This window comes from Sphingobium sp. CR2-8 (genome assembly GCF_035818615.1).
In the GTDB taxonomy this organism is placed as follows: domain Bacteria; phylum Pseudomonadota; class Alphaproteobacteria; order Sphingomonadales; family Sphingomonadaceae; genus Sphingobium.
On the sequence record NZ_JAYKZY010000002.1, the window covers coordinates 2021403 to 2034937 of the forward strand.

Here is a 13535-nt window from a genome sequence, read left to right on the forward strand (position 1 = left end):
CCATGGCCGATGATCTCAATGAAAACTACCGGGGCGCGTTTGACGGCGCGCTCCGCTTCGGCAGCAAGCCCGCGCTGCTGATCGTCGATGTGGTCGTCGCCTATCTGACGCCCGGATCGCCGCTCTACGACCCGGCGTTCCAGGTGGCGCTGGAATCCAACGAACGGCTGGTCGCGGCAGCGCGGGCGGCGGGCATGCCGGTGATCTTCACCAATGTCGTCTATCAACCCGGCGGCGCGGACGGCGGGCTGTTCTACCGCAAGGTGCCCGCCCTGTCCGCCTTCCAGCGCGGGTCGGCGATGGGCGCATTTCCTGATACGTTGCAACCGGCCGATGCGGATACGATCGTGTCGAAACAATATGCGTCGGCCTTCTTCGGCACGTCGCTCGCCTCTACCCTGGCGGCGCAGGGGATCGACACGCTGTTGATTACCGGCTTCTCCACATCCGGCTGCGTCCGCGCGACGGCTCTGGATGCGCTTCAGCACGGGTTCGTGCCCTTCGTGGTGCGCGAAGCCTGTGGCGACCGTCACCCCGCCCCGCATGAGGCCAATCTGTTCGACCTTCAGGCCAAATATGCCGAAGTGGTGAGCGAAGCGAAAGCAATCGAACTGATCGGAGGCTGAGGTCTTCCTTCGCCAAACGAAAAGAGCCTGCATTCGCGTCGGATGCAGGCTCTTTTCGTTGAGGTTGCAGCAGGTCTAAAGCCGAGCGGTAACGGCTTTCGTTTCCAGATAAGCGTCCAGCCCTTCCTTGCCGAACTCCCGGCCCCAGCCAGACTGGCCATAGCCGCCGAACGGGATATTGGTGCCGACAGCACCATGGCAGTTGATCGACACATGGCCGGAGCGGATGCGCGCGACCAGCCGGTGGGCAGTCGACAGGTCGCGGGTCCATACGCTGCCCGACAGGCCGAAGGGCGTATCGTTGGCGAGCGCCGCAATGGCGTCCAGATCGGTGGTGGCGAAGCGCTGCACCGCCATGACCGGGCCGAAAATCTCCTCACGCACCACCGCCATGTCGGGGGTCGTGTCGGTGAAGATCGTCGGCTGAATGAAGTTGCCCGGCCGGTCGAGCCGCTTGCCCCCCGCGACCAGCCTTGCGCCCGCGGCGACTGCCCCTTCGATATAGCCCATCACCTTGGCGGTATGCGCGTCGGAGATCATCGGCCCCTGCTGCGTCGACAGCGCCAGGCCGTGGCCCAGCGCCATGGACCCGGCAAAGGCAGCCAGTCCCTCGATCAGTTGATCATGTATCAATTCGTGCACGAAGATGCGCGTACCCGCCATGCAGTTCTGGCCCTGCAGGAAGAAGGTAGCGAGCGCGACGCCGGGGATGGCCAGCGCCAGGTCGGCATCGGGCATGACGACCACCGGCGACTTGCCACCCAGTTCAAGCGATACCTTCTTGAGATTGCCAAGGGCCGCCTGCACGATCCGCTTGCCGGTGGCGGTTGATCCGGTGAAGCTGATCTTGTCCACGTCGGGATGTTCGGCCAGCCGCGCGCCCGCCGTGGCGCCCAGGCCATTGACGATATTGACCACGCCGTCGGGGAAGCCGGCTTCCCCGATCATCGCGCCCAGCGCAAGGATCGACAGCGGTGTTTCCTCCGACGGCTTGATCACCACGGTGCATCCGGCCGCCAGGGCAGGCGCAAGCTTCAGGATAGCGGTAGACAGCGGGACGTTCCACGGCACGATCTGTCCTGCCACCCCCACCGGTTCGCGCAGCGTATAGGTCAGCGCCTCCGTCTCGGCCGCGACATGGCGCGGTGGGGCGATGGTCGTCCCTTCGATCCGCATGATCGCACCGGCATAATAATCGACCATTTCGACGCAGTTGGCGACCGTCAGCCCCGCGATGAACATCGGCATGCCATTGTCGAGCACGTCGAGTTCTGCGAGCAGTTGGCTGTTGCTTTCCATCACCCGCGCCAGGCGAAACAGCAGAGCCGTTCGCTGTGCCACGGTCATGCGGCGCCACGGCCCGTCGAACGCGCGCCGTGCCGCCGCGACGGCGCGATCGATGTCGGACGCGTCCCCTAATTGTACCGTCGCCAATGGCATGCCGGTCGCGGGGTCGGTGGTTACGCGCGTGCCGCCCTGCCCGTCCACCCATTGCCCGTCGATCAGCAGTTGGTGTGGCCCTTTCAAAAACGCTGTCGTTTCCGGCGCGATCGCGTGGCCGTCGAACGCTTTCACGCGGTCATTCATACCGGCACCGTCCTGCAATCATAATCGAACAACCCGAGAGACTCCTCATCACGCATCTCACCCAGGCCGAAATTTTTGGTTTCCTGACCCTGCATCCGGTCAGCATTGGCATTGGATTCGGCCTGGATGAAGCTTGCCCTGTCATGGCGCGCCGCGACGTAACGGCGCAAGCCCTCCTCGACCGTTCCGCCCGCCGCCAGCGCGCGCGCCAGAACGACGGCGTCCTCGATCGCGCAGGCCGCGCCGTGCCCCAGAAACGGCGTCATGGCATGCGCGGCGTCGCCCAGCAGCGTCACATTGCCGTCGACTATCCAGTCGGGCAACGCCGCTCTTGCATTGATCGCCCATTTGAACAGCGGCACCTGCGACGCCGCCCCGATCAACGCCTGCACGTCTTCGCACCAACCGGCAAAGACCGCCCCCAGATCGGCGGGATTTGCCGGGATGGTCCAGCCCTCATCGGTCCAGCCCGATTGCCGCGCGAAAAAGACGATGTTGAGCAACTTGCCTCCGCGCACCGGGTAGCGGGTGACCATCCGCCCAGGCCCGATATGGATCCCTGGATAGTCCGCCAGCGGCTTCACGGCGCCTTCCGCCGGGACGAGCGCCCGCCACGCCACATGGCCGGTAAAGTGGGCAGGCCTGGTTTCGAACCTTTCGCGCACGACCGACTTCACGCCATCCGCGCCCACGATCACGTCCCCGGTGATCCGCGTTCCGTCCTTCAGGATGACGCTGGCCCCCTCCGTGGATACGGCCGCCGCGTCGTTGCGCAACGTGACGCCAGCATCACGCGCCGCCTTGAGCAACAGCGCGTGCAGGTCGGCCCGGTGCACGGTGACATAGGGTGCGCCGTATTTTCCCCGCTGGCTTTCCCGATTGATCGGGATGAGTGTGCGGCCATCCTCCCAATGCTGGATGCGTTGGCGCGTCGGTTCGACCCCCGCCGCAGCGACGTCTTCGCAAATGCCGATATGGTCCAGCCCCTTCATCGCATTGGGCGACAAGGTGACGCCCGCCCCTATGTCCCCGAATTGGGGCGCTGCTTCCAGCAGGGTGACGGGAAACCCGGCCCTGGCGATCGCGGTCGCAGCGGTCATCCCGCCGATCCCGCCGCCAACGATCACGATATGTTCAGAAGCAGCCATTTTTCACCATTATATCACAGGGACATCCTGGCATTTGAACGGCGTTTTGGCACCCCACGATGTCGGGTAAGATACTATCCGGCATGCGGATAACGCCCCCTTCGCCATCAAGGCGTCACGGATTGCATGTTGGGACGCGTTCCTGCCTTCAATACCTATCGGCAAATGCATCCCACCCCCATCGAATATCCGACAGTCGGATGGAATAGAACTTTCCTGGCCGGGTCAGTGCGAATCCTATCTGCTCGTGACCTGCGGAAAACCGCTCTTTTGGGGAAGGAGAACTGGCATGTCTCGCGTCGATCTATTGGGTGACCGTATTTGTTCTGTAACCTGCCTGCTTATAGTCGGCTGGTTCTTATACAGCGTGGCGTTTTAAGCTGCGCTTCGAAATGAACGTATGCAATCGCGTTGGCGTTTCCGGAGCGTCGGCAAGGGCAATGTCGAAACGGTCACAATCGTGATCCGAGCACGATGATCCGCACGATAGCATGGATGGTGGTTTTGGTGGGCCCGGCAGGACTTGAACCCGCAACCTATCCGTTATGAGCGGACAGCTCTAACCAGTTGAGCTACAGGCCCCACCTGCGCTGCCGATAGGCAGCATTAAGCCGCTTTGCAAGCCTCTACGCGCGTTGGAACGGCGGTTATCAATTGATCCAGCGTGGCGGCATACACGCCGCGATGGGCCAAATGAGTCAATACCCCATCCCACCAATGATAGAACGCCGTTCGATCACTCTCATCCCGCACATAGGGCGTGTGCCCCGGCTCCAATGTGGGCGAATGAAAGCTGAAATTGAGCACCGGTACGCCCTCAGCAATCAGGGCATCGATGGCGATGATAGCCTCCGCCAAAGTGACGCCTTCCGGCGTGAGCGGTATGCGGCTGAGCAGCCTGGCCCGCGACAGGGCGCCGGCCAATGGCCCCATGGCCTGGGCGGCGCGATACAGCCGCTCGCCGCCGCCCCGCAACAATCCGGCAAAGGCCGTGGACAGTGGCAATTCGATGAGCGATCGCGTCGGCCCCGCCCAGTAGGGATGTTGCGGCAAGCCCTGGAAATTCGGCCCGTGTTGATGGCTGTAGTCGAACCGGCTGCGCACCGAACTGTCGAGGCGGAAGCCCGATTCTTCCAGCAAGCGCGCGCTGTTGGGGCCAACCCCGTAACGCCCCGCACGATAGGCGATCGGCCTGCGTCCGAACCGCGCCTCGATCCGCGCGCACAAGGCTTCCATCTTGGCGCGTTCGACCTCCTCCGGCAGAAATCCGACATAGCTGTTGGCGGCATTGACCGCTTCGACATGTGGCGGATTGACCCATGGGTGAAGATGCGCGCCGATGTCCGCCGCGCCATCGGCGGCCCATTGTCCCATCATTGCGGCGGCGGCATCGCTGTCGATCACCGGATAGTCGGTGACATATATGGGCTTGACCCCTGCGGCCGCAAAATAGGCCTGGCCCCGCGCCATGCCCGCCAGGGCGGTTACCCCATGGTCGGACCGACTGAAAGGCGCGTCCCAGTCGAACTCTTCCTCCGTATCCACGAACAGCATGAATCGCGTGCCGAAGGACGCGTCGAGAACGATCCTGTCCTGCGGCAGTGGTGGCAGGAGCAGATTGCCATCATGATGAGATGCGGTCATGCCTCGTCCCTATCGCGCAATGGTTGCGATAGGGTTTCCCTGCCTGTCAGGCCTGATCGGCGATATCGCCAACCGCCGCAACCGCCGGAATGGTGAGCAGGAGGCGGTTAGGCTCGATAGCCAGTCCACCGCCGCAGGTCGCCGCCAATCCCCGGATGAGCCGCAGGGAAAAGCCAAGGCCCAGCAGCGGCCCATCGACCCAGTCGCCGCTGGCGTCATAACCCGGATCGAGCAATTGCGCCTCGTCCATCCCGGACAGGGCGGATGGGCGATCGATCGCGAACGCCACGCGCCCGGCCGCGCCATCCGGCTGGAACCAGCAGGCCCCGGTCACGATGTCGCTCGGCGGCGTAACGGAAATGGCGGTTCGCAGCAGATGCTGGACCATTCGTTCGCCCTGGACCGGGTCTATCCGCACCTGCGGCAACCCCGGTGCGACAGCGATGTCGACACCTATATCGCCCTGCTCGGCAAAGCGCGTGGCGACCTGCGTGACCAGAAGGGCCGGGTCGATCAGTTGCGGCACGGTCGCGCCGTCGCCGCGCGATACCCTTGCCGCCAGGTCCAGATCATCGAAGGCCGCGAGCAGGTGGCGCGCGTCGACGGCGATCTTTCCCGCCATGTCGCGATAGGCGACGCCCGCCGCACCGAACAATTCCTGTTCGATGATTTCCGCAAAGCCCAATATGGCGTTCAGCGGCGTCCGCAGTTCATGCACCAGTTGGCGCAGCGAATCTGCCGACAGACCCGCAATGGCCATGGATGAGGGCCGGGGTTCGCTGGCGACTTCATGCAGGAAGGGACGACGGGCCTGCCCGCGATAGCCTTGGAACCGGCCCGAGCGGCTATCGAAATAGGGGGTTGCCGATAACCGCCATTCGCCCGCCATCGCGCCGCCTACGATGGTATAGCGACCGTTCTGGAAAGCACTGCGGCGCGCGAAGGCGCCTGTGACATGGGCGTCCGGCCCACTGCCGCCTTCCAGCGCGACATCGCCCAGGGACAGGCCTATCAAAGCGGCGCGCGGCCCTTGGTCGATCCAGAGGATGACGCCTTCGGCATCGGTCTCGAACGCAAATTCTCGTGGCGCTGGCGGGGTGTCCGTGTCGGAGTTCGCCGCTTCCAGCGGCTTGCGATTGCTCGTGAAGCGCGCGATCCGATCGACCAGATTGCGGATCTGCCCTTCGTCCGCCGGTTGCGTGCGGAGCAGTGTGACCGTCGCGGACGCAGCCGCCTCGACCGGTCCCGTGTCGGCGTCCGCTCGCATGTCCGGGGTCAGGATCATGTCGTCGTCGCCGACCATGTCGCGCCGCACGGTGGACAGGACCAGGTCGTGCGCGCCGAATGCCTCCAGCGCCTTGCGCGTGGCCGGGCCGACATCGCGCCGCCCGCGCAATACGCCGCGCGCGGTCGGCGTCAGATGCGGGAGCAGGTCGACCCAGGCCGCGTCGGGCAGTTGCGCGCGCGCCGTCGCGGCCGCAGCGATGGCAGGGCGATCATTGGCGAAGAAAGCGACCAGCCCGGGCGAACGCAAACGGCCACCCAATTCCACGACGGTCGCGATTCGCTGCGTCTCGCTCAACTGCGGTCGCAGTTGCGACAAGCGGTCGAGCAGAGCGCCCCGCTCCGAAACGGTCATGATCGTCTGGTCGAACCTGTCCCGCTGCGCCATCAGGTCGACGCATTGCCGCCACAACGTCACCGCGCCCAGCCCGCTGCGGTCATCGGCCGCCAGCACTGTCTGCAAGAGATCGTTGAAACGCACGAAAATCCCCAATTTATGCGGGTTGAAAGCTGGTGATCGACACGATGTCGAAGCCGTCGGGATCATCGATAGGCGCTTGGCGCCGAAAGGAAAAGGCCCCCATCCCGCGAACGAAAGCAATCGTCGCATAGTGGGACAATTGCAATGCTCTGAAACATTATTATGATGACCCGTACAAACAAGACAGGAAATAAGCGAAATAATGGCCGGTCCCAACATCGACGATATCGACATGCATATCCTGGGCGAACTGCAGCAGGACGGCAGGATGACCAATGTGGAATTGGCGCGCAAAGTGGGACTGACCGCACCGCCATGCCTGCGCCGCGTTCGCGCGCTGGAAGAAGCGGGGGCGATCAAATCCTACCACGCCGTCGTGGACCCGGCGATGCTGGGCTATACGATCACGGTGTTCGCGATGGTCAGCCTGAAGAGCCAGGCGGAAGCGGACCTCAAGGCGTTCCAGGACCATGTCGCGTCCCTGCCCGAAGTGCGCGAATGCCATATGCTGAACGGTGAAATCGACTTCATCCTGAAGGTGGTCGCCCCTGACCTCCAAAGCTTCCAGCAATTTCTGACATCGCACCTGACGCCTGCGCCCAATGTCGTGAGCGTCAAGACATCGCTGACCATTCGCACGTCGAAAAATCTGCCCGGCGTTCCCCTGCCCGTCTGACACATACAGGCAGGGTCTTCCCGGTTCAGCCTGCCTTGCGGTCCTGATGATTGGCCCACAGGGTCCAGAAGCCGGCAATCGCCGTCCAGTTGCCGGTCACCTGCGCCAAGGCGGCCTGCGCATTGGTCAGGTCACCGGACCGCGCCAGCGCCACGCCCAGCCGGGCATTGGCGCGGCCCGTGTCGATCCCGCCCTTGGCCAGCGCCAAACGATATTGTTCGGCCGCCTGTGGAAATTGGCTGAGCGAGAAATAGCTGTCCGCTACGGCCAGCGCGTCCTTGCCATTGCTGGACGTGGCCGCCTTCTTGGCCTGCGCGGGCAAGGCGGCGATTTCCTTGGTCGCCTTGGGCGTAACGCTCTTGAGCAACTGGCTCGTCACGCTTTGCGTCGGCGTCAGCTTGCCGGCGCTCCGCCCCGCTTCGATGATCGCCTTCGCCTCCGCATAATAGCCCGACTTCTCAGCCGCCTGCGCATAATTCTGATAGTCGCGTTCGCTGGCCATCGCCCCGTTCGCCGCCTGGAGGCGATAGAGATCGAGTTGCAGCTGCGGCTCCAATTCGGCGGCCGACTGGTAATTCACCAGCGCCGATCGCCATTGTTCCTTGCCATTCTGTTGATTTAGCCGTTCCCGATACAGCTGCCCGACCTCGGTCCAGTCGCCAGCCTGATAAGCCATGGAAATGGCGCGATCGGTCCAGGCGAGCGGCACGGGCTGTCCGGCCGCCTTCTGCTGCGCGATCGCCGCCTGGACGAAGGGACGCGCTTCCTTGGGCTTGTTGCGGCGCAGGGCGATGTCGGCGCGCAGCATCGTGGCGTCCACGCCGTCATAGCCGAGCGTCTTGGCGTAATCGAGCTGCGCCGTCGCATCTTGGTAATTGCCGACCGTGTAGGACAGATAGGCCGCGATGAAACGCAGCCTGGGCGCTTCGCCCTTCGGCAGCGCGGATGTCTTGAACAAGTCGGTCAGCGCGACCCGTTCCGCCTGTACGTCGCGACGTTGCGCCGCGAGTTGGAACCGCAGGCCAGCGGCGATATAGGATTCGAAATCTGTCGTGGGATTGAGGGCGGCGATACGACCGCTGGCGGTGGCCGTGTCACGCGCCTTGAGCGCTGCCTCGGCCGCCTGGACGTCCGCCCGGAAACCATCCGCCAACGCAATCGGCGGGCCTACGACTATGGGCTTTTTCTTGGCGGAAACCGGCGCGGCGATCATGGCGACCGCAACCACCAGCGCCGCCAACGGCAAACGAGAAACAATCATATTGATACGCATGGCCGCCCCGGCCTCCCCCAAAACAAATCTTCAAAAAAAATAGGCGGAAGCCCCCGACATCAGGGGCTTCCGCGCCAACAGGTTCAGGCGATCAGGCGCCCTTGGTGCTGAGATAGGCGAGCCACAGGCCAGCGACCTGCTTGCGCGATCCGCCCTGCACTGCTTCGAACGCAGCCTTCGCACCGGCATTGTCGCCAGCCAGCGTCTTGGCGATGCCCAGGCGGCTATTGACTTCGTCGGCGTCGACGCCGCCCTTCTGCTTGGCCAGTTCGAACATGGCGACAGCCTTGGCATAATCGCCATAGCCCAGATAAGCGTCGGCGGTGGCCGCCGCGATCTTGCCATTGGCAGCCTTCTTCGCGTCGGCTTCGGCCGCACCCAGCGTGCTCTTGTCGCCCGCGATCTTAGCTACCGCAGGCTGATATATGTCGCCACCGGCGCTCGCGTTCAGCACGCCCTTCGACCGGCCCTTGTCGATCACCGACTTCACTTCGCCATAGATGCCGGTCTTCGACGCCATCTCAGCATATTCGGTATAGTCGGCCGCGATCACCAGACCGTCGGAGGCACCCAGAAGGCGCAGCACGTCAAGATTTCTCGCGGTTGGAAATGGTGGGGTTCGCGCGCTGGAACAGGCGCACGAGCGTACGGAGATTCTGCCCGCTCGGTTCCGCCTGATAGGCCCATTTTGCCCATTCGGTGACTTCGGGCAATTTGGCGGCTTCCGCGCGGCTGACGCCGATGGCATACCATTGGGCCGGCGGCTGCTGGCCCGCCGCCTTCATGGCGTCCGCGCCCGCTTTCAACGCGGCCAGACCCTTCTGGTTGAAGCCACGAGCCGGTTCCGCCGATCCGTTGGCAGTGCCCGCCTTGCCGAAATAGGCCTGGGCCAAAGTCGGCTGCACCGATTCCGCCTTGTAGCCAGCAGCCAGGGCCGCTTCGGCACGCTGGATGGCGACGTCGTAATTCTTGGCGGCCATCGCCTGGTCGGCGGCGATCGCGTTGAACTGACCAGCCTGTTCGGGCGGCGTCAGGCCGCTATCCAGCATCTGGTTCAGCGCTTCGCCTTGCAGCGCGGTGTCCTTCGATGCGATCGAGGTGTTCAGCTTGATCGCGCCGATCTGATATTTGTCGTCGTTGGACGTCGCCTTGCTGTCCGCTTCCGCCAGGGCGGCCTTGGCGCCGGCGAAATCCTGCGCTTCTGCGGCCTTCTGCGCAGTCTGCAATGCCTTGATGACGTCGGGCGAGACGTTGAGTTTCGGTCCGGCCTTCTTCTCTTCCTTCTTCGCGGCAAAGGCGGGGGCGCAAACGGCGCCGCTCGTCATCGCCAGAGCCAAAGCGAGCGCCACCGGGGTAACAAAACGCATGATCCTTATCTCCTTTGCGCGCCTGCTGGGCAACAACAGGCGTCGTTTCGCGGTTGTGCGCCGATTAGGGGGCGGCGCGTGAACGGGCATTGAACAGCCTAAATCGTCGGAATTTGCAACCCTCATGCGCCCGGTTCGTTCCGTTCGCGAACTTATCCCGGCGGCATAACCCCTGCGCTGCACGTGCGGGCCCGTGTGCCTGCGCGAGGGGTGACAGATTTGTTTCGCTCGGCTAGGGGTTGAGCAACAGAAATCCATCCTGAAAAAGAGAATCGCATTGACCGACGAGACTGTCCTCGCCGACCCTTCGGACATCAGCCCCATCTCCATCGTCGACGAGATGAAGGCCAGCTATCTCGACTATGCCATGTCCGTCATCGTGGCCCGCGCCCTGCCGGACGTGCGCGACGGGTTGAAGCCGGTCCATCGCCGCATTCTCTTCTCCGCCCAGGAATCGGGCTTCGTTTACAACCGCCCCTATCGCAAGTCCGCCCGACTGGTCGGTGAGGTCATGGGTAAATATCACCCCCATGGCGACAGCTCGATCTACGACGCCTTGGCCCGCATGACGCAGGACTGGTCGATGCGCGTGCCGCTGATCGACGGTCAGGGTAACTTCGGTTCCATGGACCCCGATCCGCCAGCGGCCATGCGTTACACAGAAGCGCGCCTGGCGAAGGTCGCGACCGCGCTGCTAGACGACCTGGACAAGGACACGGTCGACTTCACGCCCAACTATGACGCGTCGGAGAGCGAGCCGCAGGTATTGCCCGCGCGTTTCCCCAACCTGCTGGTCAATGGCGCTGGCGGCATCGCGGTGGGCATGGCGACCAACATCCCGCCGCATAACCTTGGCGAAGTGTTGCGCGCCTGCCTCGCCTATATCGACAATCCCGGCATCACGACGGACGAACTGATCGCCATCGTCCCCGGCCCCGATTTCCCCACCGCGCCGCTGATCCTGGGCCAGTCGGGCGCACGCAGCGCCTATCACACCGGACGCGGCTCCATCATGATGCGTTCGCGCCATGTGGTCGAAAGCGGACGCGGTGACCGTGAATCCATCGTCCTGACCGCCATTCCCTATCAGGTCGGCAAGAACGGCCTCGTTGAAAAGATCGCCGAAGCCGCCAAGGACAAGCGGATCGAGGGCATCAGCGACATTCGCGACGAATCCAGCCGCGAAGGCGTGCGGATCGTCATGGACCTGAAGCGCGACGCGACGCCGGAAGTCGTCCTCAACCAGCTCTGGCGCAACACGCCTGCCCAATCGAGCTTCCCCGCCAACATGCTCGCCATCCGTGGCGGCCGCCCCGAACTGCTGGGCCTGCGCGAGATCATCGAGGCCTTCGTCAAGTTCCGGGAAGAGGTCATTACCCGCCGTACCAAGTTCGAACTGAACAAGGCGCGCGACCGGGCGCATATCTTGCTGGGTCTGGTCGTCGCCGTCAGCAATCTGGACGAGATGGTCAAGATCATCCGGGGGTCGTCCAGCCCCGCCGAAGCGCGCGAAAAGCTGCTGGCCCGCGAATGGCCGATCGGTGAAATCGCCCCCTATCTGCGTCTGGTCGAAGCGATCGAGACGGATGTCCATGGCGACGTCTACAAGCTGTCGGACATTCAGGTTCGCGCAATCCTGGACCTGCGTCTGCATCGCCTGACCGCGCTGGGCCGCGACGAGATCGGCAAGGAACTGGCCGAACTGGCCGAGGCGATCGCCGAATATCTCGCCATCCTGGGCGACCGGGTGAAGCTCTATGCGGTGATGCGCGAAGAGCTGGAGGCGATCGAAAAGGAATTTGCGACGCCGCGCCTGTCGGAGATCACCGCCGCCGCCGACGGGATCGAGGACGAGGATCTGATCGAACGCGAAGACATGGTCGTCACCGTCACGGTGCAGGGCTATATCAAGCGCACCCCGCTCGAAAGCTTCCGCGCCCAGGCGCGCGGCGGCAAGGGGCGGTCGGGCATGGCGACCAAGGATGAGGACGCCGTCACCGAAATGTTCGTGACGTCGACCCATACGCCGGTGCTGTTCTTCTCCACCGCCGGCAAGGTTTACCGCATGAAGGTGTGGCGCCTGCCCGAAGGTGGTCCTGCGACGCGCGGTCGGCCGATGGTCAACCTGCTGCCGCTGGGTCCGGGCGAAACCATCCGCACCGTCCTGCCGCTGCCCGAGGATGAGGATAGCTGGAAAGACCTGCACGTCATGTTTGCGACAGCGAACGGGACAGTGCGTCGCAACAGCATGGACGCCTTTGCCAATGTGCCGAGCAACGGCAAGCTGGCGATGCGCTTCGACGAAGGCAGCGACGATCGCCTGATCGGCGTCGCGCTATTGACCGAAGAGGACGACGTGCTGCTCGCCACGCGGCAGGGCAAGGCGATCCGCTTCGCCGCCACCGACGTGCGCGAGTTCCAGAGCCGCACGTCGACCGGCGTGCGCGGCATGACGCTCAAGGACGACGACGAAGTGATTTCGCTGTCGATCCTCAAGGGCTTCGACGCCACCCCGGACGAGCGCGAAGCCTATCTGCGCGCCGCGCCGTGGAAGGATAATGACGCGGAATCGACCCTGCCTGCCGAACGGGCCGCGCAATTTGCGGCGGCGGAGCAGTTCATCCTGACCGTCTGCACCAACGGCTATGGCAAGCTGTCCTCCGCCTATGACTATCGCCGCACCGGGCGTGGTGGTCAGGGCATCACAAACATCGACAATATCGCCCGCAACGGTAAAGTCGTCGCCAGCTTCTCCGCGACGCAGGCCAATCAGCTGATGCTGGTCACCGACCAGGCGAAGCTGATCCGGATGGGCCTCGACAGCCTGCGCGTCATCAGCCGCAATTCGGCGGGCGTCCGCCTGTTCGACGTCGCCAAGGACGAGCATGTCGTCAGCGCCGCCCGGATCGACGAAAGCGAAAACGCGCCCGATGCAGAAACCCCGCCCGAGGCATGAGCGATCTATTCGCCTACAAGGTGCTGACGGCAGCGCAATATGACCAGTTCAAGGCCGACGGCGTGTTCCAGGGCGCGCCGATCGACCTGAGCGACGGCTATATCCATATGTCGACCCGCGATCAGGCGGCCGAAACGGTCGCCAAGCATTTCGCGGGACAGGACCGGCTGGTCATGCTGATGATCGATCTCGCCCCCTTTGGCGATGCGGTGAAATGGGAAGAGTCGCGCGGCGGTGCGCTCTTCCCGCACCTCTATGGCGATCTGCCGATGCGTGCGGTGGCCGGGAAGGTCGTGCTGCGTATCGGCGACGATGGTCGGCATCTATTCCCGGCGGGTTTTTGACCGAAAGCTCGCTCTGCGGTGCCTGTCCTACTGGCGGGAAGCAGGATAGACCCTGACAGTCTCGTTATACACGCAGCGACTCGTTAGAAAATTTCCTACTTTTGTTTCGAAATTTCAAAATGTGCGGGAAATGTGTGAAGTTAAGCGTC

General features: G+C 63.6%; 9 protein-coding genes, 1 tRNA gene and 1 pseudogene. 4 read left to right on the top strand and 7 right to left on the bottom strand.

The window, feature by feature from the left end; translation table 11 throughout:
• Positions 1 to 2 precede the first annotated feature (2 nt).
• The gene (locus tag U5A82_RS13755) at positions 3 to 626 is read left to right on the top strand and encodes an isochorismatase family protein (RefSeq protein WP_326291418.1); all 624 of its coding nucleotides are present in this window, start codon (positions 3 to 5) and stop codon (positions 624 to 626) included.
• Positions 627 to 701: 75 nt separating this feature from the next.
• On the opposite strand, the gene U5A82_RS13760 is transcribed toward U5A82_RS13755, so the two are convergent.
• The 5 genes from U5A82_RS13760 to U5A82_RS13780 form a co-directional block, all read right to left on the bottom strand.
• On the bottom strand, positions 702 to 2213 hold the full coding sequence (locus U5A82_RS13760; protein WP_326291419.1) for an aldehyde dehydrogenase family protein: 1512 nt from the start codon (positions 2211 to 2213) through the stop codon (positions 702 to 704).
• Entirely contained in the window at positions 2210 to 3361 is a 1152-nt protein-coding gene (locus U5A82_RS13765) for an FAD-dependent monooxygenase (RefSeq protein WP_326291420.1), read from the bottom strand. Before U5A82_RS13765 ends, U5A82_RS13760 begins: the two co-directional genes overlap by 4 nt.
• A gap of 505 nt (positions 3362 to 3866) precedes the next feature.
• A tRNA-Ile gene (locus tag U5A82_RS13770) sits at positions 3867 to 3943 on the bottom strand.
• A gap of 24 nt (positions 3944 to 3967) precedes the next feature.
• Entirely contained in the window at positions 3968 to 5005 is a 1038-nt protein-coding gene (locus tag U5A82_RS13775) for a polysaccharide deacetylase family protein (protein WP_326291421.1), read from the bottom strand.
• A gap of 46 nt (positions 5006 to 5051) precedes the next feature.
• Complete coding sequence (locus tag U5A82_RS13780) at positions 5052 to 6770, bottom strand: sensor histidine kinase (protein WP_326291422.1); 1719 nt, start codon at positions 6768 to 6770, stop codon at positions 5052 to 5054.
• A gap of 202 nt (positions 6771 to 6972) precedes the next feature.
• Here U5A82_RS13780 and U5A82_RS13785 point away from each other — a divergent pair, with 202 nt between their 5' ends.
• Positions 6973 to 7446 (top strand): Lrp/AsnC family transcriptional regulator, encoded by a 474-nt coding sequence (locus tag U5A82_RS13785; protein WP_326291423.1) that lies wholly within the window; start codon positions 6973 to 6975, stop codon positions 7444 to 7446.
• Between the two features lie 25 nt (positions 7447 to 7471).
• Here U5A82_RS13785 and U5A82_RS13790 read toward each other — a convergent pair whose 3' ends face one another.
• Both U5A82_RS13790 and U5A82_RS13795 read right to left on the bottom strand, forming a co-directional pair.
• Positions 7472 to 8719, bottom strand: coding sequence for a hypothetical protein (locus U5A82_RS13790; protein ID WP_326291424.1), 1248 nt, complete (start codon positions 8717 to 8719; stop codon positions 7472 to 7474).
• A 91-nt stretch (positions 8720 to 8810) separates the two neighbouring features.
• Positions 8811 to 10086: pseudogene (locus U5A82_RS13795) on the bottom strand (hypothetical protein).
• A gap of 277 nt (positions 10087 to 10363) precedes the next feature.
• Between U5A82_RS13795 and gyrA the strand changes: the two are divergent.
• On the top strand, positions 10364 to 13042 hold the full coding sequence (gyrA, locus tag U5A82_RS13800) for a DNA gyrase subunit A (protein WP_326291425.1): 2679 nt from the start codon (positions 10364 to 10366) through the stop codon (positions 13040 to 13042).
• On the top strand, positions 13039 to 13386 hold the full coding sequence (locus U5A82_RS13805; protein ID WP_326291426.1) for a DUF952 domain-containing protein: 348 nt from the start codon (positions 13039 to 13041) through the stop codon (positions 13384 to 13386). The genes gyrA and U5A82_RS13805 overlap by 4 nt, the downstream gene beginning before the upstream one ends.
• Positions 13387 to 13535 lie beyond the last annotated feature (149 nt).

Bases quoted from the DNA above. Each gene is read 5' to 3' on its own strand.
- U5A82_RS13755 (WP_326291418.1), top strand. From the start codon at position 3: ATGGCCGATGATCTCAATGAAAACTACCGGGGCGCGTTTGACGGCGCG.
- U5A82_RS13760 (WP_326291419.1), bottom strand. From the start codon at position 2,213: ATGAATGACCGCGTGAAAGCGTTCGACGGCCACGCGATCGCGCCGGAA.
- U5A82_RS13765 (WP_326291420.1), bottom strand. From the start codon at position 3,361: ATGGCTGCTTCTGAACATATCGTGATCGTTGGCGGCGGGATCGGCGGG.
- U5A82_RS13775 (WP_326291421.1), bottom strand. From the start codon at position 5,005: ATGACCGCATCTCATCATGATGGCAATCTGCTCCTGCCACCACTGCCG.
- U5A82_RS13785 (WP_326291423.1), top strand. From the start codon at position 6,973: ATGGCCGGTCCCAACATCGACGATATCGACATGCATATCCTGGGCGAA.
- U5A82_RS13790 (WP_326291424.1), bottom strand. From the start codon at position 8,719: ATGCGTATCAATATGATTGTTTCTCGTTTGCCGTTGGCGGCGCTGGTG.
- U5A82_RS13805 (WP_326291426.1), top strand. From the start codon at position 13,039: ATGAGCGATCTATTCGCCTACAAGGTGCTGACGGCAGCGCAATATGAC.